The sequence below is a fragment of the Verrucomicrobiia bacterium genome (assembly GCA_035495615.1).
GTDB lineage: Bacteria > Omnitrophota > Omnitrophia > Omnitrophales > Aquincolibacteriaceae > DATJFP01.
The window spans coordinates 1-24455 of the sequence record DATJFP010000009.1; the positions used below are offsets into that span (position 1 = coordinate 1).

The following is a 24455-nucleotide window of genomic DNA, read 5'->3' on the forward strand; positions in this document are numbered from 1 at the left end:
AGGATTTCCGCCTTGTTGACGGCGTGCTTTTCCGTGGAAAGGATTTCTTCGAGCGGCGTTTCGGTTTCCCGGTCCTGGGTCATGGCGCCGACCGTAGTTTCGGTGTCGGAAGTCAGCGGCCGCTGGAGCGAGTCCAGACGCGACGGCATGGAAAGAAGCGTGATGAGATCGTCCACGCCGACATGGAGTTCTTCGGCAAGCTCTTCCAGCGACGGTTCGCGGCCGAACTGATGCGAGAGCTTGGCGCGCGTCTGTCCTACGAGCCTGCGTTTGTTCCGGTAATGTTCGCTGAGCGGGCGCGTCTCCAGGGACTCGCCGCGCTGGATGGCGTGGCGGATCCACCACACGGCATACGTGGACAGGCGCGTCTCATGCGCGGGATCGAATCTCACAAGGCCTTCCACCAGCCCGAAGAACCCGTTTTGCACGGCTTCGTCGAACGCCTCGCCTTCGAGCTTCATGCCTCTGGCGACGTAGCGGATGAGATTGAGATACTGGGTCGAAAGAAAATCAAGCAGCTGGCGCCTTTCGGCCGTTTCGAGATTCGGGGCATGCAAGGCCGCGAGCAGGGTTCTTTCCTGGCCCGCATCCAGTTCAGCTCCGGCCGCGCGCATGATTTTCTGCGCCTCTTTCCAGTCCGCGGCGGTCTCGCCGATCACGATTCTTTCCAGAGGGTCCCGCACTTCCGGTTCGGCTTCCGCTTCTCCGGCCGTTTCGTCATCCGCCCGCAGCTCCGCGCGTTTCAGATACGTCTCGATCGCGCCCACTTCTTCCGCGAGTCTTTGGCGAAGGGCATCATCTTCCGCGACACCTCCGCGCATGACAACTTCCGCGGCCATTTCGTCCATGAGGTCCATCATGGAAACCGCCCACTCCTTCCATGACGCCAGCACGTCCGCATCCGAAAGATTGCGCGCCGGGGACAGGCCGGGATCTTCGATTTCGTTCCACGCACGCACGGTGATGGTTTCTCCATCGCGTTTCAGCGATTCGGAACGTTCCACGATGCGCTGCTCGCCTTCGCCCAGGTAACGGTTGCGCACGATAGAGAGATTCGGATGATCCCCCTTGAAAATGTAAATTTTGATTTCCGTGTATTCGTCGGGCCGGGACACGATTTCGTAATGGGAGGGCGTCTCGGTGTAGTGGTGGATGCGGTTGGGCTTGCGCGGCAGGTCATCCTGCTCCGCCGCGAGATCAAAGTCGCCAAAGAAAAGCGCATGGAAAAAATCATGGAGGGATTTGATGATCAGAAAGCCCGCGGCCGCGGACAACATGCCGGAAGAAAGCCAGGCTTGCACTTGAGGCCCCGAGCCCCACCACGCCTGAACGGCCCACGCAGCCGCGCCGCCGAAGAGCCCCGCGAAAGGGATTCCCCATCCGTAAGTCGGCCAGCGCGTGCTGATTTTGGCCCAGGGGTAATAAAGCGCTTTGAGTATGCCGAGCCCAATCACCGTGGGCAGGACCGTCGCGCCCCAGAAGGCCAGGCCCGCAAGCCCCAAGTCGAGGCGCAGCGTCACGAGAAACACGGCAAGCGCGCCCGCCGCGGAAGCAATCGCCAGGTCCGTGGCCAGGACCGCGAAATTGAAAGTCCTTTCGAGATTGTCCGGGGCCGGTTGTCCGGCTTGCGGCGCGCCGTCTTCGGCGCGTAATTCCGTGCGGCCCGGCTTTTCCAAAAAGTAAACACGGTATTCCCAGGGCTTCATGTCGAAGCCGAAAGCGCGGGCGAAACGGCGGGCCGTGCCCGTCTCGGCATTGCGCCAGCGCGCCTTTTGGGCTTCCTCCCCCTTCATCCCCCAGGCCGCGCCCTCGGGCGCATAATCCAATCGCGCGCGTGAGGCGCTGTAATTGACCAGCACCAGCGCTTCCCTTCCTTCGAAGCTGCGGCGCACGGCCACGATGCCCCGCTGGGCCAGACCGGGTGCAATCTCGAAGGCTTCGCCTTTGCGGAACAGCGGGTCGTGCGTGCGCTTCAGCCACACCTCATAAAACTTCTGCAGGCCGCGGTCGAACGTTTCCCGCCGCTTGTGCAGCGTGACATGTTTCGCGGAGGGCTTTTCCTTGGTGCGGCCTTCGATCTGCCCGTCGTAGAGCATGACCGCGCCCGGACCGCCGGCCAGCATGAGAATCGCCGCGGCCTGCGTCCGGGGCTTTCCCAGCAGCGCGAGCACGCGCATCCCGTCCGGCAGGTCGTGGTTCTCGATCGAACGCAGGGTTTTTTGCGTGTCGAAGGGCGTGTGCGTGAGGTGGCGCGTGATCTCTTGGGCGGAAGGTTTTTCCGTGCCGACGACGAGATTGTAAAAAGGAATGTCATAGACATAATCCGAACCGAAATTGAGGAAGGCCTGCTGGTCGTTCCAAAAAGTTTCCGAGGCAAAAAGGGCCGTGGGAAATTCCGCCTTGAGCGCGGCAAAGGCGTCCGGCCAGAATTCGGTTCCGATGTCGCGGCCGTACATTTTCAGGAACGCGGCGCGTGTCGTCCGGTCGGCCGCATCCAGGCGCAGGCCGCCGCCGCGCGTCAGCCGGATGATCTTGCGCATGGTTTCCAGGAGCTTGGGGCGGAGCGGCGGGTAGGCGTAATCCAGCTGCGCCGTATCGATCCACGGACCGCCCACGTCGCGGCCGTGCGAAATTTTCACGGGACCGTCAGGGCCCGCGGCCATGAAGTAAAGCCGCTGCACAAAACCGGCCTGCCCGCCTTTCGTGTAATCGTCGAGCGAGGCCGTGGCTTCGTCTTCAGGGCCGCCCTGCAGGAAATAATGCGGGTCTTCCTGGATCCACGTCGAATCCGCGCCCATGTGGTTGGGAATGAAATCCGTGATCACCTTGATGCCGAGCCGGTTCGCCCGGTCGACAAAGGCCATGAAAGAATCCTCGTCGCCCAGGTCCGGGTTGATCACATAGTCTTCGATGCTGTACGCGGAGCCCACGCGCTTCGGGTCCCACATCTTGTTGAACGTTTCCGTGAACTTTCCGGGCTTCCAGATGCCGGTCATCCAGATGACGTTGTAGCCTTTCTGTTTCACGCGGCGGCGCAGCGTCGCTTCCGAGATCTGGTCGAAGCGCTTGCCTTCCTCGCGCGCGTTCCACTGAAAAACCAACGCTCCCCGGCTGCGGATGTCCTCCAGGATGGCCGGGCTTTCGAGATTTGTCCTCAGTTCGGCGCGCTTCCGCAAAATCCCGCGGGCCGGAGATGGCACGCGCAATTCCGCATGCGGAGGGTCGTCTGTGATGGTAATCGTGTTCGTGGGTTTTTCCTCCGGATGCAGCGCGGACGCGCCGGCCAGCGTGGGCAGCTCGCGGAGCGGCCCGTAATAAAAATCATCCCGGCTGAGAAAGCCCTGGGCATTCAGGCGCAGGCGTTCGCGGAGAAACCGCTCGGCATCGCGGCGGAACGCTTCCGGGTTCCAGAGTTCCTGCTTCACATTGAAATCAAATTCGAGGCCGGCCGATTCCTTGTGCGCCTCGACTTTCCAGCCGTCCACGCGCACGGTCACCACGACTTCGCCGTCCAGCACTTCGAGTGCCTGGAAAATCTGCGCGCGGATTTCCAGGCCCGGAATGTAAAACTCACCGGCGAGCTTGCGCGGGATTTCGTCGAAATAAAAACCGATGACGCGCATGAGGTATTGCAGCAGTTCCACGGTCGCACCGTCGCCCGCGCGGGAAGCCGCTTCCGCGAGCTCGCCCAAAGCCGGCCCGGCTTTGACCGCGCGCGGACCGAGCTGGAAGAGCCGGTCGCGGATTTCATGGCTGTACAGGCTGAACAGCGCGGGCGCCGCTTCCGGATCCTGGCGGTAGAGAAACGCGCTGATCTTGATCAGGCTGATGAGGCGCGAGACCTGGCGGTCCCCGGAGGAAACCGGCGCGGCGGTTTTTTCCCGGATGGCGCGGAGCGCGTCCTGGGCTTTTTGCTGGAGCGGGTGGTTCAGATGCTCGAACAGAGCCTCATGATGCGGCGAGGCCGTGAACTCCTCGAGCAGGGAAACCGGATACTCCGAACGGATTTGCCCGAGCGCGCCGAGCACCGCGAGCAGCGGATAAAAAAAGCGGAAAGGGCCTTGCTGGGCGGCCTTGCCTTCGTAAAACCCCATCTGCATGGCCAGGCTCATCAGCGCGTCCCCGGCCGCGGGCCCCAGTTCACCGAGAAGCTCGATGGCCAGCCCCTGGACGTACTCGTCATCACTCAGCCGGAGAAGGGCCGCCAGTTTGTCCGCGATGGTTTTCGAGTGTGAAATTAACGGCACGGCAGGCGCGCCGTCGATGGACCGCAGCGCGCGCCGGATTCCCGCGGGAAAATTCCCATGGGCCACGCGCAGTTTTTCCACGGCATTGAGAAAAGTCAGCAGCATGGGACGCGCGCCTTCGGCCTTGGGCCCAAGAAGCTCGAAGAGGTCGAGGATCGTCTGAAGCAGCTCGATCTGCCGCGCGGACGGGCCGGACGGAGGAAGGATGATGCCGCCGGCCGATCTTCCTTCGGAAAAACTGTAAATGAATTCGAGATACGCGGGCCGCAGCATGGCGGTCAGCCCATCCGCGATGTTCTGGAGCGGGTCGTCCGGCCTTTCCAGGATCTTCATGCCCTGCGGCACGGCCGCGTCGCGGATCGGAAGGCCATGCTGGATGTCGGCCAGGTAAAACGGCATGAAAAACGGATTGTACGGCATGAATTCTTTGTGGTATTCGGACCAGTCCAGTTTCCGTCCGGCGGTTTTTTCGAAATCTTCCGGCACCCACATCAGGCTGAAATGCAAATGAGGCGGCGCGCCTTTCCACTCCGGCCCCGGGTCCGCGATTTCCGCGACGATCGTGTCTTCGGTGACGCGGTCGCCCACGCGGACTTTGGATTTCACATGCGAATAAAGCGTATAAGCCCTGTCCCCGGACGCGTTGCGCAGGGGATGCTCAACTACGACGGTCTCGCCCATCACATCGGGGATGATCGCAGCGACACGTCCTTCGGCCGCGGACCTCACGCCCGTTCCGGGCGGCACGTAGGCAAAGTCCCCGTATTCATTCACTGCGATGAAGACGTCCACGCCCTCGTGAAACGGCGCCATGCGGAGCCGCGCGGGCTCCATGTATTTTTTGACGTCGAAATCGATGATGCGCCCGCTTGCGTCGCGCTTCAGCGTGGTGTTGTGCCACCATTCCGTGGGATCGCCGAAGCCGCCGCCGGGCAAAAGCGCGATGCCCGTGATTTCGTGCCCGCCTGCCAAAGCGTCCAGCTCGCGCATCGAAATCGGCCGGTCCGGCCGGCGATTGTTCGGCACCAGCGCGCGCTGCGTCAGATAATGATGCAGATTCAGCGAGGCCGGCACTTCGGCCCTTTGGCGGCGGTAGGCCATGGTGTCTTCGAAACTCAGCCAGGCCTTTTTCTCTTCCACCCAGACTTCCGCGCGGCCGTAAGAAGCTCCGCTGCCCTGAGCCGCCGCGAGGCGGTACAGAATCCCGGCACGGGTGTTCGATTCTTTTCTTTTGTCCACGGGCAGGTGTTCGAACGGCTTGCCCTGCACTTCGTCGAGAGAATAGGCCCCCGGTGCATCCGGCGTGCTCGCCGCAAGCCCGTTCGCTTCCATCACCAGCCCCCAATCGGTCACCGTGGGCGCAAAATAGCGGTAAGCCTTCTCAGCCGGGAGAGCCGGCGCCGAGGCGCGGGCGAGCGCGGCAAATTCGCCGGCCGTGTAGGTCTTGCCTTCCGCGCCGAGCACGCGGGCCGCGATGTACTGATGTGCGAGGCGTTCGTAGACCACGACGAATTCTCCCGGGTTCACGGCCGCGGGCATGTCCCGCGTCACAGGGAAAGCCTTGAGCGGAAGATACGCGCGCGTTTCCTTCTCCGGCAGCGTGGCGAGAAAGGCAAAATCCTTTTCGCGGAGGACCTGAAAGATCTTTTGCGGCGCCGGGCCTTTGGTGGTTTCTTCCCGCCGCACGCCGAGTGCGATCATGGCCGCGAGCGGGAGGTAAAATTCCTTGAGCGCCCCGCTTTCAGCGGCGGTGCGCAGCTCGCCGCGCCGCACCCGGTCCGCCAGGTCTCCTTCCACCTGGCGCGTCAGGATTTCCAGAGGGCTTCCGGCAAAACGCTCGACGCTTTGGGTGACCGCGCGCAATTCCGCCTGGCCCGCGGGCACGAGAAAGATGGAGGCATTGCGCGAGGCGCGGCTCACGCGGTACGGGATTTCGAAAGGATGATTGCCGTCCGACATGAGCTGCTCGTAATACGCGTGATGCCGCGGGTCTTCTCCCGAGATCAGCGGAGAAACCACGGCATAGGACAGGCCCAGCTCTTTGAGATGCGCCAAGATCCGGTCTTTGTGAAAGCCGCCGAAGACAAGCGCCGCGGTGGACTCCTCCGAAGCCGCGAAGGATTCGAGCGCGGCCTTGACCGCGGCGTCGCGGGCGCGGGCGGTTTCGTAAAAGAGCAGCGCATTCTCGATCGAATTTTCCCAGCGTTTGGAAAGAAGGACGGGCTTGTGTGTCTCGCGCGCGATGAAGTCCGCGATGGCCTGCGTCTTCAGCCCGCGCAGCGCGTCCTGGGCGGCCTGGTATTCTTCCGCGGAAACCTCGATGCGGTTCAGGCGCTCGAGCAATTTCAAACGCTTCAGCAGGCCGAAGATTTTCCGGCCGCGTTCGTCTTGAAGCTTCGCGGCCGCAAAGGCGTTTTCCCACGCATCAAGATCGCGGAATACCGCGACCGGGTCGAGTGCTTCGGCCCGGGCCTGGTCTTCCGGCTTGGAAGATTTTGCCGCGGCGAGAAGAAGCGCGATGGAAGCGGGTGGGTTTCCGCCCGCGAGCGCTTCGAACCGGTTGAGATAGGACGGCAAATCCAGTTTTCCGCCGTCATAGCGGTCCTTGAGCCGGCGCCACTCTTTAAGCTCCTTCGGAAAAACCTGCGCGGCCAAAATTTCGAGCGGCCGACGGAGCGCGGCCAGATCCGACTGGATTTCATCGCGGGCTTCGGCGGCCTCGCGGTACTTCCCGATGTTTTTCAAATGGAGCCCGATGCTGTCCGCGCCGATGAGCTTGAAATCCCGCGTGCGGTTGACGTGCGCGTATTCAGCGCCGCCAATGCGGAGCTGGTCCATCAGGAAGTACGAGACTTTTTCTTTGAGCGCGGGATCGGCAATGAAGCCGAAGTACGCGTCGGTCGGTACGGCGCCTTCGTAGCCTTCCTCGTAAACCGTGCGGACGCCGCGTTCCTCCACCAGATGGCGGACGAGCGCCGCGATGTGCGTCTGCGCTTCGAACGAATCGTGCGCGTCCTGGATGAAGATGAGTGTTTTGCCGGAACGGCCTCGGTGGAATTCTTCGATGCGGCCCAGCGAAGACGGAATGCCCAGGTCCGGGGACAAAGACGCGGCGCCCGCGGCATAGGTCGGGTCCGCGGCAAGCAGCGCCAGGCATAAAAAGGCGGCGGTGAAGCGTCTGAAACTCACGGGCATGCGGGGGAAAATCTCCTTTAAAAATCCGGATGAGACTTCATTAACTTATATAAGGGTAAAAGGGTAACTGAAGGAGGAAAAAACCCAAAATCGGGTGAAGAAGGCCGGATGTTTTTGATGAGACGTGATCGAATTTACTAGCCGAGGAAAATCGATTTCCGGGCCGCTTTTGAACGTTTCTGGCTTATGCAGCCTGCCCCCATCGCCCATCGCGATGGGACAGTCCGGGAGAACCAGGACGGTTCTCTCCGGATTCGCGGCACATTCTTTTCTCTTTATGCCGCCTGAGCCACGGCTTCGGCGACTTGCGCCGCGAGATAAGCACGGGCGACCGCGGCTTCGACCGTGAAGCCCCAGCCGTCCGTGTTATTTTTGAGGATGTTCTGGAATCCGTTGTCGAAACGCAGCAGCCGCGCGAGCAGCGAGGCCTTGAGCCGAGCCGGATCCTTGAGCAGCGCTGCGTCGCCTGCGATGAGATCGGCAAGGTGAAGGGCCGCGACTGAACGCAGCAGCTCCGCGTAATCGAGCAGCAGAGGATCGTCGATGGTGTCTTTGTTCATGTTAAGCGGCACAAAGATCCGGTCCACGGCCTCCGCCAGCTGCCCGGCCACAAGCAGCGGCACGCCCGCCTGGTCGTTCATGGGAATAATCGAGCGTGACAAGTTGACGGGCCGAAGGTGGATGTCCAGGGCGCGGAAACGTTCCTGGTAAGCCGCGGGCAATTTCAAATTAAACGCCATTTCCGAAACGCGGCCCGGATGCTGCTGCAGGACGCGCGCCAACTGCCCGAACATCGAGGTCTCGCCGGCCGCGGCGCCTTCGGTGAGCGCAAGGCCGAGCGTGAAGCTCTTGTCCTTGATCTGGTCGAGCGTGGCCAGGAGCGCCTGGACCTCGCGCCGCCGGATTTCCAGCGCCTCGTTCGTCCACACGAATTCCTCTTCGCTCACGGACGCGGCAAAGGCCACGAGCACCGCTTCCTTCAAATAATTTTTCGCGCCGTCAATGCCCCGCGCGGCGGAAAGACGGAGCCAGACTTCAGAAAATTCTTTGGCGTCCATTACAGTCTGAAGCCGCAGCAGCCGCCGCGCCTCAGCCTCATAAGCCGAAGGAATCAGCGCGGCCGCAGCCGGTAGAAGATCGCGCAATTCCGACTTAGGAAGTGTCAACTCCCAGACGGCGTTGAAACTGGGTTGGCGGCCTGTCGTCAGGATGCGGACGGCATCCTCTTTCGTCAGCGCGTAGCTTTCGCCGAGAATGCGGCCCAGATAATTGTCCGCCGTTTCATGCGATTGATCGGGCACGAAGCCGCGGCGAAGGTAAAATGCCACTTTCTTGGCCTGCTCCGCGGGATTGTCGTCCGCGATCTGGCTTTGCTCATGCACGGCGAAGGTTTGTTTGCCGTAGCGGTTGAAAAGAACGCCCAGCCCGGCGTAAAAAACCTCGTTCACGAAATTTTCCCCGCGGAAGGCGCGGAAGATGTGGAAGCCCAGGTTCACGCGGTCGCTGTTGAGGGTAAATCCGGAATAACCCACGATGCGCCCGTTGGCCTTGGCGCTGTCCGCGACGCGGAAAATGAAGCGGCCTTCATCCCCTGCCTTATTCGTCGGTACAAAAGTGATATGGAGGAACCGCCCATCCTGCAGCGGCAGCGAAGCCCTCAGGCTTTTGTTCTGATTGTCTTCCATGGCCCGGTAATTTTCTTCGGCGAAGTCCGCGCCGTTTTCCCGGACCGCGTCCCTGAAGGCCCGTATCTCGCTGACGATCTGCTTGCCCGCAAAAGGCTGGAACCGGAGCGCGGCAAACCGCGGATCCAGGATCCGTGGGATAACCTGGGCTTCACGGTACGCGGCCGGGTCTCTGTCCAGCGTCCGCAATTCCGATTTGGCTGCTTCTCCGGCCCCCTCCGCTTTGGGAACCTCGGCGCCGGGCGGCACGACTTTGCCGCGGATGGTGACCAAGCCCGTCAAGGTGCTCACCTGGCCGATGGGGTCCGCGGATTTGGGCGTGAAAATGCGGCCGAAATCGTCCACTTGGACTTGAAGGTGAAGCAAGGGCACAAGCGTGGACTGCTTGGCGGTATATATTTTCTGATTCTTGTCGTAATAAAGGCTCGCGATCCCCTGGGTCCCCGTATCCAGGGAGACATGGAGATCGCCGGTGTTATAGGCGTTTCCCACAATGTCGTGATCGAAAAAGCCGATCTCGCCTTCGGCCATGTCCTTCTGGCTGTAGGGCTGCCCTTTGACAAAAATTTGATCGCCCAGGTTTTTACGAAAGATGTGAATCAGCGGCATCGACGCCGTGGTCATGGAAAGGTAGCGGTCTTCCCGCGCGGCGATCAGCGCCATGAACCGTACTAAAACCGTGGGGATTTTCCACTTCCTCTCCACCGCGTCCCCGGCCAGTTCTTTGTAAGGATAAAAAGCATCAAGATAAACCGTGCCCTCATTATGGTTGAAATTCATCTCGCCGATTTTCTTGTCGTCGACTTTGACGTCGACCATGTGATGGAACTGCGTTTTCGCCATCGAAAGCCGCAGGGTCTTCCCCTCCGGAAGAAAGCCGGTAAGATTCACTTCGTAGGTCTTGTCCGGCTCGTCGGAAGCCAGGTAATCGAAAAATTCGGGCGTAAGACCGTATTGCGCATACTCGGGCGAATCCGGCATCGTCCGCAGCTCGGCGCGGCCTGACGTTTTGCCGCGGATAGCGTCAGGGCCGACTTCGGATTCAGGACGCGGCACCGCGGCGAAATCTTCAGGCGGGATCACCGCTTCCGGGGCTTCGATCCAGAGAAGGTCCTGGGCCTCGCGCAATTCCGCATGCGGCGCGGGAGCAAGCGGCGTTCCCTCGATTGTCACGGTCCAGCCAAAGTTTTCCACGCGTCCCAGGAGCTCGCCGCCTTCACGGCCTGAAAACACTTCTCCCCGTTCGCTCACGCGGACTTCGCGGTCCTTGAGTTCAGGCACGGACGTTTCCGTGACGCGGTAAACGCCGCCGGCATAGTCGAGCGCCACGTCCGCCTTTTTTCCGCTTTCCAGCCGGACAGCCAGATTCCCGGTGACGGCCTGCGAATAGAACCCCAGTGCCCCGCTGCGGAAATCGTCCTGGAAATAAGGCTTTCCTTTCACCGAGACCTGGCGGTCCAGATTCATCAGCATGAGGCGCGTCAGCGGAGAAGAAGACGTGGTCACGGACAGCAAATCGCCCTGCGTGCGAGCCAGGAGGGCGAGCCAGCGGACCGCAAGCTGAGGAATTTTCAGCTGGCGCAGCGGCGAATCCGCGTTCAGCGCGGAATACGGATGGAACATGTCGACCCACAGGGTTTGACGGGAACGGCGGAACGTAAAATCGCCGAGCAGCGTACCGTCCACCGAAAGCGCCACGTTATGCGAAATTTCCGGCCGGCCGAGCGAAGAGGTTTTGTAAATTTTCATGTCGAGCGTTTTGCCCTGCGGCAGAAAACCCTTCAGGCTCAGAGCAAGAGACTTTCCGAGTTCGTCACTCCGCAGATAATCGAAAAAGCCCGCATCCAGGCCATATTCGTCCAGCAGCGCCCCCTGCTCGCGCAGTTCGCTTTTCGCGGCCGCGGGAACCTCAGGCGAAAGGCGGAGCGCAGGAAGATTCCGGGGATCGGCAAAATCCTGCGAGAGCGCGGCGGCCGTGACTTGGGGGACGGAGACAAGGCCTTCGAGCGCCTGAAGGACCGCGGGGCCGTCAAGCGTTCCCTTCTCCTGCAGCCCGCGCGCCTTGTCCGCGAAGCCGTCGATGTTGGCAAGCCAGGCATCACGCACGCGTTCGCGTCTGTCCGCGGCAAGCTCGTCGAAGAAGCGGGTATACCGGCGCGCGTCCTCGATGCGGCCCGCCTCCGCGAGGTCGCGGAGAAGCTGATCGCGCCAGGGCTTGAGAAGTTTTCCATTCTCCGCCTTTAACAGCTCGTCGCGCAGCCCGCGCACAAAGGCGTCGTAAAGATTGACCTTCCCGTTTTCGATCCGGAAGTAAGAACTCCATGAAACCTTGCCCTGCATCTGATCCAGATAGGCATTGTCTTCCGGCAGCTCTTCGATCGCGGGCGTCACCAGCACATAAGACACCCCTTTGGCTTTGAGCTTGCGCGTCAGTCCTTCCGTGTGAAAGCCGCCGGCCACAATCATCATGGAATCCCGGCCGTTCTTTTGCATGAGCGCGCTCGCCCGCTCGTAAAAAACCTCGTCACGCTTTTGCGCCAGCTCGTAAAATTCCAGGTGCGGCTTCATCAGCCCCACCAGCTCGTGCATGTCCCGTTCCCCGGCAATGCCGTCCTGCGCGACGGTCCAGGATTGCACGTTCCGGATGAAGTCCCGGATCAGCGTCCAGTCGTCCTGCGTGATTTCGAGGCGGGCCAGGCGCTCGAGCGCTTCCAGTTTCCGGCCGCGGGCATCGAGCGTTCTTTCTTCCGGTGATTTGAAAAGCGATTCCTTCACGTCCTCGACGTAGCGTTCGAGGTCTGAAAACAGCTGCGTGCCCTGGATGTCTTTCATTTTTTTCTGGCGCCCGACGCGGCGCCGCAGGTCCTGGGACGCGTCCGTCCGGATCTTGTATCGGGCGGCCAGTTTTTTCAGCAGGAGCCCGAATTCCTGGGCCGGGATTTCCGAGACATTGAACTGCTGCCACGCGGCGCTGAGCGCCTGTCTGTCCTTTTCCAGTTCCGGCGACGGCGGCAGCTGGTGCAAAGCGCTCTGGATTTTCTTCGCGATCTCGCGCACTTCGATGTCGAGCGGGACCTGGCTGCCGCTCTCCTGCTGTTCTTCAAGCAGCACGGCGAGGCGCGATCCTTTTTCCGGCGGAAGCGCCTGGGCGAGGCGGGCCAGCAGGTCCAGGAGGCCGGTGTGGTTGCGTCGGAACTCTTCGAGCGCCTTGTCCACGGCGAGAAGGTCGGACGAGTAAACCGTTTCTTTTTCTTTGCGCAGGGCTTCGGAAAGGCCGCCGACCTGCGCGAGAAGCGAATCGCGGGCCGCCAGCGCTTTCAGGAATGCAGCGATGCCCTTCTCATACAAGTCCCCGTTTTCGATACCCTGGAAAATCATGCCGCGCTGCGCCGCATTTTCCGGCAGAAGCGCCGCAGCGGTCACGCCCGTAAGTTCGCCTCTCTTGCCATAAGCGCCGAGCGTTTTGCGCAGGAGCGCGGGATCGGGAAAGCTCTGAAAAATTTGCGGGTCCAGGACGCTGGCCGCGCCTTCCAGCCCCACGAGGTCGATGCCGTACGAGGACTGAAAAAAAGAAAGCGTTTTATAAATGCTGTGCTGGGCATCGGGAATGGCGTGGGCGTCCTGGATCAGGACCACGATTTCGGAGCCGGTGCCGCGGTAGATTTCTTCGATGCGGCCGGCTTTCGAGGGAAGGGTCACGGCCGTGAGATCGTGGAAAAGATTTCCGGCCGCCGGCGCCGCGGCCGCTTCCCGCGCAAAGGCCGGAGGCAGGCAAGGAATCTCCAAGGCCAGCATCGCGGCCAGCCCCAAAGCAAGCCCTTTAAAAAAAAGCCCGCCCCTGCGCTTTTTAAATCCGCCTTTCACCGTCACAAGACACACTCCTCCTAAGAAGCTTCTATAGTATAGAGTGCCACGGGACAGGCGGGACGCCTAATAGATGCTAGAAATTGATTGCCGCTTATAAATAAAGAGAAGCAAGAATGGAGAGAACGGTTTAACCGTGAAGGATTTTCTGGACCTGCGGATTGTTCGCGAGGCCGGGCTCGAGCTTGACCGCCTTTTTCATGGCCGCGACCATTTCCCCGTTCTGGCCCAGCCCGTCGTGGACGCGGGCCATGCTGATATAAACGCCGGCCTGATCGGGCACAAAATGCGTGAATGTCTGGTAAGCTTCGAGCGCTTCGGGCAGCTGATGCAGTTCTTCGTACAGGATGCCGAGCTGCAGGTAACTCGGCGGAAAGCGCGGGTAACGGCGGATCATGTCCTGCAAGGCCTCGACTTTCGCAGGCGCGTCGAGGAGGCGCAGTTTGATGTCCGTGATCTTGTTCGAGACTTCGAAATCGTGTTTTTTTGCCGCGAGCACTTTTTCCAGGAGCGGCAGCGCCTCCTGATAATGTCCCAGATCGAACTGCGTGTCGGCCAGCCCTTTCATGAAACGCGTTTCGTCCGGAGCCAGCGTGACCGCCTGGTTGAGTTCGGCCAGCGCCTTGTCGGCGTCGTTCATTTTCTTGAGCACCAGGCCTTTGTAATAATGCAGCTCCGCGCTGTCGAGCCCGCGCCCGGCCGCCTCGCTCAAATAGACCAGGGCTGAGTCCGGACGCTCCATGGAATATTCCAGGATGCCGGCCAAGAGGAAATTCTCAGCGCTGTCCGGATCGATGGCTTTGGCTTTTTCCAGCGCGCCCGCCACGTCGCGGTACATACGCTTGGACAGGAGCGAGCGCGCGACCTGCTGGTAGAAATACAGGTTCTTCGCGGGCGGCGGATCGATCTTAAACGGCGTGTAGTCGAAATTGCGAAGCGCCTCCATGAAGAGATAATTTTTATCGAGCGTCTGGCGGTACAGGTTGCGCGGCGCGGAAAATTCGAGGATGGGCTTGTTGTCGGTATGCACGCCCGCGTCTTTGGAAATCTCCCGCAGCTGCGCGTCGTCCAGGACAAAGGAACCGGCCAGCGACTCCGGCGTCTGCGTTCCATAGGGCCCGAGGTCCTGCTTGACGAGAGGAATCTCGTCGAAAGCCTTTTTGATTTTTTCCTCGTCGATGACCAGCGGATCATTCGAGCCGATCAGCATCAGGTCCGGAAAATAGGACGTCCACAGCTGCACGTGCGGAAAGCCCTGGCTGAAAGTCTTGATGATCATGGCCAGATCGCTCTGAGACATGCTGTAAGCATGCAGCCACTGGCAAGCGATGCCGCCCGGCTTGAGATGCCGGCTCATGTTCTTGAAATGCTCGAGCGAGAAAAGATTGGCGACGCCGGCCATCCACGGGTTGGACGGCTCCGATACGATCACGTCGTACGGCTCCGGCTGCACCAGGAGGAAATTGCGGCCGTCGTTGACGAACAGTTTCACGCGCGGGTCCTTGAGCACGTCGCGGTTGAGATCCGGAAAAAACGAGGACGCTTCCACGACCGCCTTTTCGAGCTCCACCGCGTGAATCTCCTTCACGGGATAAGCTGCCACCGCGGCCACGGTGGACGCGCTGCCCAGACCGATGACAAGCGCTTTTTCCGCGGGTCCGTGCAGGATCATGGGCAGATGCCCGAGCAGGTACTGGGTAAAGGCATCGCCGTTCGACGCATCCACTTTTCCGTTCACGGCAAGCGAGCGGTTGTCCTTCAGGCTCACGACCGTGACCGTGCCGCTCAGGCCGTCCTTGTAATAAATGATCTCACGCTCGCGGAACGCGCCGAAAAACTGCTGGCGCGACAGATGCACGACATCCCCCGGCTTCACGGCTGTGTCGCTGGAAATCATGGTCAGGTTCCAGGGCTTCACGAGCACGGCGGAAGCGATGAGCGCCGGAAAGAGCACGGCAAAAGGCGCGAGCCGCCTGGGCTGTAAATTCGGGCGATGCCCGAGGAACGTGATCAGACCGATCAGGCCGTTGATCGAGGCGCCGAGAAACAAGGTCTTCTGAATGCCGATGGCGGGCAGGATCCAGAATCCCGTCAAGGCCGCGCCGAAAATCGTGCCGATCGTGTTGGCGAAATACGAACCGCCCACGTCGCGGCCCAGAGAATCCGAGCTGCGGGTCACCTCGATGAAGCACGTGAACATGGCGCCGATGAAAAGCGTGGGCAGCATCATGATGCGCGAGCATAGGATGAACCTTCCGAATTCCATGGCGAGCGGATTGTCGTGCGCCCAGGCATAGGTCCGCACGAACGCGTACGGCATTTCGTTGAACTGGTTGATGCCCCAGAAGACGGAGACGGCGGTCAGCACCTGCATGGCGGAAAAAAGCGCGAGATCGCCGTTTATTTTTTTGGAGACCTGGCTGAAGATCCAGCTTCCGAGCGCGATGCCGAGAAGGAAGGTGGCCAGCATGACCGTAAACGAATAGACAGCGCTGCCCAGCACGATGGCCAGAACGCGCGTCCAGGCCAGCTCGTACATCATGGAAACGGCGCCGGAAAACCCGAAGAGGATGAGGAGAACCTGTTTCCACGCGCTCCTTGCCGGAATGCCGGTGCCGGCCGCGGAAGCCGCGGGCGGAGGCGCATACGTTTCCCCGGCCGCGAAATCTTTCAGGGCCGCGTAGATGATGAGGTTCATCGCACCGGCCAGCAGCACAGTCTGCCACACGCCGATGAAATAAATCGCGTAGAACCCGCTGACGAGCACGCCGATCACGGCACCCAGCGTGTTGAGGCCGTAGAGCAGCCCGACATAGCGGCCCGTGTCTTCACGGTCGCGCACGAAATACTGCGAAATGAGCGGCAGCGTGCCCCCCATCAGGAACGTGGGGAGAAACAGCGCGGCAAAGGCCAGGACGAATTTGAAGATATTGAAGACGAGATAAGACGGTTCGAAGGTGCGGTAAAAGCCGACGGCCCCCCACTCGATGAGTTTCCACAGGAGCGGACTCAGGAATGCGTAGACGCCCACGCCGCCTTCCAGCAGGGCATAAAGCCGCACGGGATGTTTCTGCGACGTCTCGATGCGGTTGCCGAAATAAAGCGCGCCCAGCCCCAGGCCGGCCATGTAGCTGGAAAGGATCGTGCTGGTCGCAAACGTCGTATTGCCGAAGACCAACGAAAGGACGCGCAGCCAGGCGACCTGATAGACGAGCCCGCAAATCCCGGAAATGAAAAAGCAGGCCAGGATGGTCTTTTTGAGCTGGCTGTCACGGGCCGAAACGCCTGCGGAAGTCTTGACCGTCATGCTGTCCTTTGGGGTTGGAAGGTTGAGCTATATTTTCGGTTTCCGGGCGGATAAACTGGAGCCTGCAATAAAAAACCCCGCCCCCTTTTGAGGGGCGGGGTTCCGAAAAGCTAGGCCTGCGGCGCGGGCGGCGGAGCCGAAGGTCCTGAGGAGTCGCGGACCGTGTTGGGGTTCCCCGGCCGGTTCCCGCGGGGACGGCGCCGGCGGCGGCGGAAACGGCGGCGGGACCCGTCATCATTGTGGCCCTGCCTGTCGTGATGCCCTTGCCGGTCACGATGGCCGTGCGAATGGGAGCCGTAGGACGACGCGGTAGACGCGGCGGCCGCGGGCTTGTGATTGTTCTTCGGCGGCGCGAAAAGCCCCAGCAGCTTTTTCCACCAGCTTTTCTTTTCCGGCTTTGCCTTGATCAGCGTGACCACCGAATCCGGGCGATGGTAAAAGCTCCGGTCATGCGTGTCTTCTTTGGGAAAACGGTCCTGGCGGCCGCGCCCCCTTCCTCCCCGCCCGCCGCGGCGGGGACCGCCGCCTTCGCGCGGAGACTCCGCTTCGGTCACGACGATGTCGCGGCCCATGAATTCGCGGCCGCTCAGCTCCAGCGCGCGCGCCGCATCCGTGCCTTCCACCATCTGGACGAAACCGTACCCTTTTGATTTTCCGGTCCTCTTGTCCACGATGACAGTGACGCTTTCGATGGCGCCGTAGGGTTCGAACAGTTTCTTCAATTCTTCGTCTTTGGTGTCAAAACTCAGGTTGCCCACAAACAATTTGGGTTTCATAATCGTTACGCTTCCTTCTTTCGTTGTCGTTCTCTGCCCGGGGCGGCATTTGCCGCCAGGTCTCACGCGGGAGACTTCCGCAATCGCTCCCTCGGCCCGGTGTCCTCTTTCTTCGGGTCTTCCGGACACTTCAAGTGCCGGGCCGGATCCTCATGGGTCAGAGGCCGGGGCCCACCCTTGGCCCCGATAGGTTGAAATCACTCGCGAGTCCGCCGTCCGGCGCTTCGCGAGGGTGCGGCTTTAAGCCGCCATGGTATTCGGATTGGAGCTGGATTTCAAGAGCGAACGCAGGGGGTGTTGCCTGCATTTTGTACTGGGTTTATCGGCATGTTCACGATTGGATGGAGGGGTTAAATCCCGTTTCCTGTCCCAAGGTCTTTCCGTTCCAGCTTCCGTCAATTCGTGTTCGGTCTTCGTCTCCTTTCCTGGATTTGTTCCGGATCCGGGCCGGTTTTGGGCCGGACCACGTCTCCGGGATATTACCTATAAGATAGCACAACTCCCTTCCGGACTGAAGAAACCTTGGTCAGAACCCGATCTCTCTTTTGGAACTCTTCTTTTATAAGGTAAAATTAGCTTATGAAACCTAAACCTGTTTTCGGGCTCGTTTGTACCGGCGGGGGCGCTCACGGCGCCTACCAGGTGGGCGTGCTCAAATACATCCACGAGAGATTCTCGCACCAGGAACGCAGCCCTTTCCAGATCTTCACGGGCTGCTCCTGCGGCTCGCTGAACACCAGCTTTTACGCGGCGCAGGCGCTGGACGCGCGCAAAAGCCGCCTGTGGCTCGAAGAACTGTGGATGGGCTTCCACATCCCGAGTTATCACGGCAACATGCTGAAAAACGCCTTCCTGCTCTTCTGCCGCGAGAAACTGCGGGCGAAAGAGGATCGCCATGCGACCTGGTGCCTGCTGGACCCTAAGCCCATGCTGAACGTCATCCGTAACGGCTTTGTCCGTGCCCACCTGGAAAAGGCCATGGCGGAAAAAGCCACGCTCGGCATCGGCGTCGTCGCGACGGAGCTTGTTTCCGGCCGGTGCTGCTGGTTCCTGGAAGGTCCGCATGCCATCAGCTGGAACATCTTCCATTCGCTGGCCAAGGTGGAAAAAATCACCGTGCCTCACATCGCAGCCAGCTGCAGCGTTCCGATCTTCATGCCGCCGGTACGCGTCGGCGACCGCTACTTTCTCGACGGCTCTGTCAACCTCGACCGCCCGCTCAGCGCGGCCATTTCCATGGGCGCCACGCGCATCCTGACCATTGCGACCGATAAGCCGTACCCGGACGAATTGCCGTCTTATTCCCCGTCTTTCCGGCCGCGCATTTCCAACGTGATCCGCATGCTGCTCAACCGCCTGAGCAAAGACGCGGCCACCGACGAGGCCATCCAGATCGAGGCCTTCAACCAGTTCTACCACGACCTCTCCCGCAAAAACCGGCGCCTGGAAAAAGGCCTGGACCGCCTTCCCCTCTTCCACGAAGAGGCCATGCCGTCGCATTACCGCCCCACCGAAATTCTGCAGCTCCATCCTTCCAAGCGCATCAAGCAGACTTCCGTGGATGCCATCTACGGACACGGCGAGCAGGTCAAGCGCCGCCACACGCGCTTCATGTTCCACGAAAAATTCATCCGCGAGCTGATCCATCTCGGATACGAAGACGCCAAGGCGCAGCACGAAAAGCTGACAGCGTTTTTCCTCGGGGACGGCGTGAACGGCAGGCGGTGGTTTTCTTTCCTGAAAAAAGGCGAGTCTTAAAAGACCCGGTTGAAGATCCAGGCGGTCAGGATGACTTGCGGCAGGATCACGGCGGGCATCCCCAGCGCGGTCCGCGGCCCCAGATTTTTCCAAAGCCCATGGGGACAGGTCCAAGGACCTGTCCCCGTCCATGCAACGTATGGTAGGCCCGGCTGGAATCGAACCAGCGACCCTCAGCTTAGAAGGCTGATGCTCTATCCAACTGAGCTACGGGCCCAAAAAACAAAGTTTTTTGGGCTTCTCCGTGCGCGATTTCCTTAATCGCGACGGAGCCGTACTTGCGCAACTGGCGCAAGTGCGGCCCAATAAATCAATTCCGGCTTCCCCGCGAGGCTTTCCTCAAGCCGAGACGGGGCGAACTATAAATTTAAAGACCTATTCGATAAGCGCGCGTGGTCTTGGGAATAGGCCGAGAAATTGCTTAGTATAATTAAGGAAAGGCTGTTAACGCAAGAACTCAGGCAGGACCCTATCTCGCCGCAGCATTGCCCTTGGTATACACCCCAACGAGCTCCGCTTTTCCAAGCACATGCCCTTCCATCGCTTTCAGGACATTGTCACGCGAAGCACCCGCGGGCAGCTCGAGCGGGGCGTCCAGCGCGAAAAGCTTGAAGTAGTAGCGGTGAGAACCCGACGGCGGCGACGGTCCGTCGTAGCCCGCGCTTCCGAAATCGTTGGTGCCGTGCACGCCCCCAAAGGCGGGCTTTTGATCGCGCGCGACGTTTTCCGGGACCGCGTCGAGCGAGGCCGGAAGATTGAAGAGCACCCAGTGGCTCCAGGTCCTGGCCGGCGCATCCGGATCTTCACAGAGAAGCACGAAGCCGGCCGTGCCTTGCGGCACCCCGGACCAGGCAAGAGGCGGCGATGCATTGGCGCCTTCGCGGGTGAATTTCCTGGGCATCGCTGAACAATGGGTGAACGCCTTACTGACGAGAGCGAGCGGCATGTCAGCTTTCCAGGCGGGGCGAATACAGCACGATGCGGTTTTTTCCCGAGGTCTTGGCTTTGTAGAGCGCGAGGTCGGCCTTTTTGATCAGGTCGTCCGGCCTTTCGGCATCCGCGGGAAAGGAAGCAATGCCCAGCGAGACCGTGACCTTGAGCGGCTCACCGTGCAATCCGGGATAGGAATGCTCTTCCACGATCTTGCGCATGCGCTCGGCCAGCATGCCCGTCTTGGCCGCGTCCGCTTCCGGGAGAAGGAACATGAATTCCTCGCCGCCGTACCGGCAGGGCGTGTCGGTTTCGCGGATCGTCTGGCGGAAGAGGCTGGCGGTAGCGGCCAGGATCACGTCCCCCTGCTGGTGCCCGTAGCGGTCGTTGAACATCTTGAAATCGTCGATGTCGATCATGATGACCGAAAGCGGGCGGCCGTAACGCTTGGCGCGCAGGAGCTCGTCGTAAAGCACCTGGTCGAAATAACGCTTGATGAAAAAGTGCGTGAGACCGTCCGTGATGGCGAGGTTATACAGGTTCGCGTTGTTGATCGTGATCGCGACCTGGCCGGCCAGCGTGCTGAGCAGCTCGATGTCCTCTTCGGTGAATTTTTCGTTGTTCTGCTTGTTGGTGATGTTCATGACGCCGATGCATTCGTTGTTGACGACCAGCGGCAGGCAGATGATGTTGCTCACATTCGACGAGACGGAGGGAAGGAAGCGCTCGTCCTCTTTCGTATTGTCGAGCACGATGGTCTTCTTGGTCTTGGCGACTTTGCCGGCCACGCCCTCGCCCACTTTGATTTTCGTGGTCGCGATTTCCGCGGCATTCAGCTTTTTGTCCGTCAGCTCGTCGATGCCGCGCGCCACCATCAGCTCCAGCTCGTTGGTTTCCTTGTTGAGCAGCATGATGGAGCCTTTCTGAGCCTTGACCGCGTTGCGGGACTTGTCCAGGATGAGGAGCAGCGTATTCCGGAAATTGTTCGTGAAGTTCAGCGCTTTGGAAACGTCGTAAAGGACCGAGAGGTTCTCCATTTTCTTCTGCAGCGCGACGGAGGCTTTTTTCTTCTGCAGGTCGGTCATGGCAATGTCGATGGCGATGGCGGCCTGGTTCGCCAGATGCGCGATGAACACGGTCTCGCCGTGGTCGTAGGGCTCCCCGTCTTTTTTCTCGCCGAGCGCGAGCACGCCGCGCAGGCCCTTGTTGACCATGAGCGGCACCCAGATCTGCGATTCGAGAAGATCCAGGTGGGCCTTCTTGATCATGTCGTGGAAACGGTATTGCCCGGACGAATCCATAATCATGAAAGGTTCGCCGCCGTTCAGGAGCCGCCACAGCACCCCTTCCTGCTTTTTGAACGTGATCTCCCGCAGCTCCGCGGCCGGCGTCGAAAGCCCGACCGAAGCCTCGTGCGTGAACGTCTGGGTCTCGGGATTATAAATAAGAAGGCTTGCATTGACGGCCTCGACCGCGTCCTGGACCGAAGACACAAACACCGCGGCAAGATCCTGGAGGTCCTGGAGGGAAATGAGGGCTTTGCCGACCTGGGAGAGGATGAAGAAATCAAACAGCCGCTTTTCCAGCCGCTTGATCGTTTCCTTGTACTGCTTTTCCGTTTTGGGCGTCATCGCCGCTCTTCTATATATAAGAGGTGAAGGGGGCCGTTTTCCAAAGCTTACCCGGCATGGACATGTTTCACAAGGCTGGGAGACCGGCAAAAGCTCCCACGCTTACAACAGGCCTTGTGCATTCAAACTCGTGGGGACAGGTTTAAAAACCTGTCCCCGTCCATGCGACAGAGTTCTTTATGTCCATAAAGAACGTCTTGCAAGGGCTTTTTCATAAATCTCTTCATACCGGAGGGCGGACTTTTCCCAGGAAAAATCCTGGGCCATGGCTTCCTTTCTCATGGCTTCGACGTGGCGCGGCCGGTCGTAATACGTGCTGACGGCCCAGCCCACGGTGTTGTAAATGGCTCCGGCATGCGCGGCCTCGAAGCAAAAACCCGTGCCGGTGCCCAGGTCTTCGCGGTAGGAACGAACCGTGTCTTTCAGGCCGCCGGTCGCGCGGACGATCGGCAGCGTGCCGTATTTCATGCTGTAGATCTGATTCAGGCCGCAGGGCTCGTAAAGCGACGGCATCAGGAAAAAATCCGCGCCCGCCTCGATGCGGTGCGCCTTGCCTTCGTCATAGCCGATCCATGCCCCGACCTTTCCCGGAAACTCAGCAGGCAGGCCGCCGAAAAAATCTTCCAGGCCTTTTTCCCCGCTGCCCAGGAGGACAAATTGGACGCGCATGTTCCGGACCAGGTCCTTGATCACGGGCGCCAGAAGCTGCAGGCCTTTCTGCGAAACAAATCTTGAGACCACGCCGATGACGGGAACATCGGCCGCATTTTCAAGAAGGAATTCTTTCTGGAGCTCCCGCTTGCAAACCGCCTTGCCGGCCATGTCGCGCGGGGAATACCGCGCCGGGATCAGGCGGTCCTTGGCCGGATCCCACTGCTCGTAGTCCGCGCCGTTCAAAATCCCCAGCAAGTCCCCGCGTCTCCGCTGCAGATAAACCGACAGCCCGTTGCCTCCCGGCTCCGAAAGGATCTCCTCCGCGTAGGCCGGGCTCACAGTGCTGATCATGTCCGAGAAAAAAATCGCGGCCTTCATGAAATTCAGCCCCCCGAAGGCCTCGAGCTTGGATTCGGTGAACTCGCCGGAAAGCCCGAGAAAAGGGAGAGACGCGGGCCGGAAGACACCTTGATAGGACAGATTGTGGATCGAATAAACGGAAGCGGTTTCCCGGAAAAACGGATCTAAAAATTCGAGCGTCTTGAGGTAGACCGGAGCGAGCGCCGTGGGCCAGTCATGCGCATGGAGGATGTCGGGCTGGAATGGGAGGTCCCTGCAAAGCTGCAGGCAGGCCCGCGAAAAAAAACCAAAACGCTCGGCATTGTCGGCATATTCCCGCTTGCCGTCGTCGTAAAGGCCGGCGCGTCCGAAATAGCCTTCATGCTCGACGAAGTAAAACGGAACGTCGCCCACCTTGCCTTCGAGCACCGAGCACCAGACCGTGCCCTGCCCCATCGACACGCCCATCGGGGACAGCACGGGCTTCAAGCCGGCTTTGGCCTTGTCGATGTTCCAGGCGCGCGGCAAGATCACGCGCACGTCATGGCCCCGTTTTTTCAAGGCCTTGGGCAGCGCCCCGCAGACGTCGCCGAGACCGCCCGTCTTCGAAAACGGGACCGCTTCCGAGGCGGCGAAAAGAATCTTCATGATAATGCCTGAGGGTTAGGCTTCTTCGACGATCGCGCCCCGCGTCGTTTCCACGAGCGCGAGCAGTTCGTCCTGTTCCTTTTGCGGCACGTTGAACTCCTGGAGCGCGGCCTTGAGGTCCGCGGCCAAAGCGTCGAATTCCGCGTGAGTGATCTTCATGCCCGCATGCGCCGTCACCATGTCTTTGCCTTCGTAAACCTGAGGCCCGCCCGTCACGCCCGCGATGAACTGCGTCATGTGCTTCTTGAAGACTTCCACCTTTTCCGGGGTCGCGTTCCAGGGTTTCGGCGTGCCTTGCCGCGTAAAGTTTACCTTGGGATCGGAGGCAGCCTTGGCCGTGAAAACTTCCACGACGGACGCGATGGCCTGTTCCCCGCCCAGCCTTTCATAAAGTGAGGCTTCAGCCGGAGCCGGAGACGCTGCCTGTTCCTGTGCCGACACGGGAGCCGAAGCTTCGGTTTCGGCAAAAACGGCGCGGGCGGAAAAAAGGGAGCTTAAAAAAATGACGGCGGAAAAGACGATGCTTCGGGACATGCGGCCTCCTGCTTGAGGGGTTAAGGAACGGGTTCTAGTGTATCGCCTTTGGGGGCTTCAAGGCAATAGCGGGATGTGAAATCAGGAACCGGGGGCGACGTCGTCGAGGAATGCCGCGGGAACGGGTTCGGGAAAACGGATTCCGAAACGCGCCTGCGGGTACAGCGAAAAGCGCGCCACATTGCCTTCGAGTTCGTATTCTTCGGTGCCGTGCGGTTCGGGTTTGATCCGCAGTGTGACGGAGCCGGTTTTAGCATGCGGGATCTCGGGCTCGAAGTCTTTGCAGAATTCGAAAAGGAGGCCGTCTTCGCTCATGTTGAGCACCACGCCTTCGCCGATCCATACGTCTGCGCCGAGCGTGACCACGGCGTGGGCCTGGATGAAACAGCGGCGCCTGGCGTGAACGCGTCTTTCTTTGCCGCCGGGCCGTCTTTCGGCCATGGTGTCGGCAACCAGGCTGAGATAAGCGTCGATGGTTTCTTTGGAGTAGAGGGCCTCGTCACCCTTCCCCGTGGGCTTGAGACGGCCCAGACGCGTCAATTGATGGACAGACGAAACCGGCAGCTTCAGATACTCGCTGACTTCCTGCGCGGTCATGTAATGATGCTTTTCGAGGCGAGTGGATGCGGCGCGTTCGGGCGCGGCTTTGGCCTCGGCGGAGGCCGCGGGGCTGGGGCCCTGGGACGCCGTCATGTCCTTCTGTATCTTTTGCAGTGCTTTGGCGAATTTGCTCATAGTTTCGAATCGCGCTCAAAAGCCCGGAGATGCGATTGGGAAAGAAAAGATAACACACGATTTCGAAGGCCACAAACCGGGAGAAAAAGAAGAAAGCCGCCGTGCAGGGACGCTAGAATATGCTTGAAGGTGAAAGAGAGTTTCTCATCGTG

At 60.3% G+C, this 24455-nt stretch carries 10 protein-coding genes and 1 tRNA gene; 1 reads left to right on the forward strand and 10 read right to left on the reverse strand.

Annotation, left to right across the window (positions count from 1 at the left end):
• From VL688_00900 to VL688_00915, 4 genes are all read right to left on the reverse strand, one after another.
• The coding region (locus VL688_00900) for an alpha-amylase family glycosyl hydrolase (protein ID HTL46598.1) at positions 1 to 7442 on the reverse strand (7442 nt) is incomplete at its 3' end.
• A gap of 275 nt (positions 7443 to 7717) precedes the next feature.
• Positions 7718 to 12997 (reverse strand): hypothetical protein, encoded by a 5280-nt coding sequence (locus VL688_00905; protein ID HTL46599.1) that lies wholly within the window; start codon positions 12995 to 12997, stop codon positions 7718 to 7720.
• 124 nt (positions 12998 to 13121) lie between these two features.
• Positions 13122 to 16298: a fused MFS/spermidine synthase gene (locus tag VL688_00910; protein ID HTL46600.1), complete on the reverse strand. Its 3177-nt coding sequence runs from the start codon at positions 16296 to 16298 to the stop codon at positions 13122 to 13124.
• 110 nt (positions 16299 to 16408) lie between these two features.
• Positions 16409 to 17074 carry a hypothetical protein gene (locus VL688_00915; GenBank protein ID HTL46601.1) on the reverse strand — a complete coding sequence of 222 codons (666 nt, stop codon included), beginning with the start codon at positions 17072 to 17074 and terminating at the stop codon, positions 16409 to 16411.
• Between the two features lie 579 nt (positions 17075 to 17653).
• On the opposite strand from VL688_00915, the gene VL688_00920 reads away from it, so the two are divergent.
• The gene (locus VL688_00920) at positions 17654 to 18832 is read left to right on the forward strand and encodes a patatin-like phospholipase family protein (protein ID HTL46602.1); all 1179 of its coding nucleotides are present in this window, start codon (positions 17654 to 17656) and stop codon (positions 18830 to 18832) included.
• 140 nt (positions 18833 to 18972) lie between these two features.
• Here the strand turns inward: VL688_00920 and VL688_00925 are convergent.
• The 6 genes from VL688_00925 to VL688_00950 all read right to left on the reverse strand — a co-directional run bounded on the left by VL688_00925 (position 18973) and on the right by VL688_00950 (position 24261).
• Positions 18973 to 19049, reverse strand: a tRNA-Arg gene (locus VL688_00925).
• A gap of 252 nt (positions 19050 to 19301) precedes the next feature.
• Entirely contained in the window at positions 19302 to 19778 is a 477-nt protein-coding gene (locus VL688_00930; protein ID HTL46603.1) for a YbhB/YbcL family Raf kinase inhibitor-like protein, read from the reverse strand.
• Between the two features lies 1 nt (position 19779).
• Entirely contained in the window at positions 19780 to 21393 is a 1614-nt protein-coding gene (locus tag VL688_00935) for a sensor domain-containing diguanylate cyclase (GenBank protein ID HTL46604.1), read from the reverse strand.
• A 177-nt stretch (positions 21394 to 21570) separates the two neighbouring features.
• Positions 21571 to 23034 carry a glycogen synthase GlgA gene (gene glgA / locus VL688_00940; GenBank protein ID HTL46605.1) on the reverse strand — a complete coding sequence of 488 codons (1464 nt, stop codon included), beginning with the start codon at positions 23032 to 23034 and terminating at the stop codon, positions 21571 to 21573.
• A gap of 15 nt (positions 23035 to 23049) precedes the next feature.
• Complete coding sequence (locus tag VL688_00945; protein ID HTL46606.1) at positions 23050 to 23568, reverse strand: group 1 truncated hemoglobin; 519 nt, start codon at positions 23566 to 23568, stop codon at positions 23050 to 23052.
• 81 nt (positions 23569 to 23649) lie between these two features.
• On the reverse strand, positions 23650 to 24261 hold the full coding sequence (locus tag VL688_00950; GenBank protein HTL46607.1) for a helix-turn-helix domain-containing protein: 612 nt from the start codon (positions 24259 to 24261) through the stop codon (positions 23650 to 23652).
• Positions 24262 to 24455 lie beyond the last annotated feature (194 nt).

Excerpts from the sequence above, each read along its gene's own strand:
- VL688_00945 (HTL46606.1), bottom strand. The coding sequence starts at position 23,568 with ATGTCCCGAAGCATCGTCTTTTCCGCCGTCATTTTTTTAAGCTCCCTT.
- glgA (HTL46605.1), bottom strand. The coding sequence starts at position 23,034 with ATGAAGATTCTTTTCGCCGCCTCGGAAGCGGTCCCGTTTTCGAAGACG.
- VL688_00950 (HTL46607.1), bottom strand. The coding sequence starts at position 24,261 with ATGACGGCGTCCCAGGGCCCCAGCCCCGCGGCCTCCGCCGAGGCCAAA.
- VL688_00915 (HTL46601.1), bottom strand. The coding sequence starts at position 17,074 with ATGAAACCCAAATTGTTTGTGGGCAACCTGAGTTTTGACACCAAAGAC.
- VL688_00930 (HTL46603.1), bottom strand. The coding sequence starts at position 19,778 with ATGCCGCTCGCTCTCGTCAGTAAGGCGTTCACCCATTGTTCAGCGATG.
- VL688_00935 (HTL46604.1), bottom strand. The coding sequence starts at position 21,393 with ATGACGCCCAAAACGGAAAAGCAGTACAAGGAAACGATCAAGCGGCTG.
- VL688_00920 (HTL46602.1), top strand. The coding sequence starts at position 17,654 with ATGAAACCTAAACCTGTTTTCGGGCTCGTTTGTACCGGCGGGGGCGCT.
- VL688_00910 (HTL46600.1), bottom strand. The coding sequence starts at position 16,298 with ATGACGGTCAAGACTTCCGCAGGCGTTTCGGCCCGTGACAGCCAGCTC.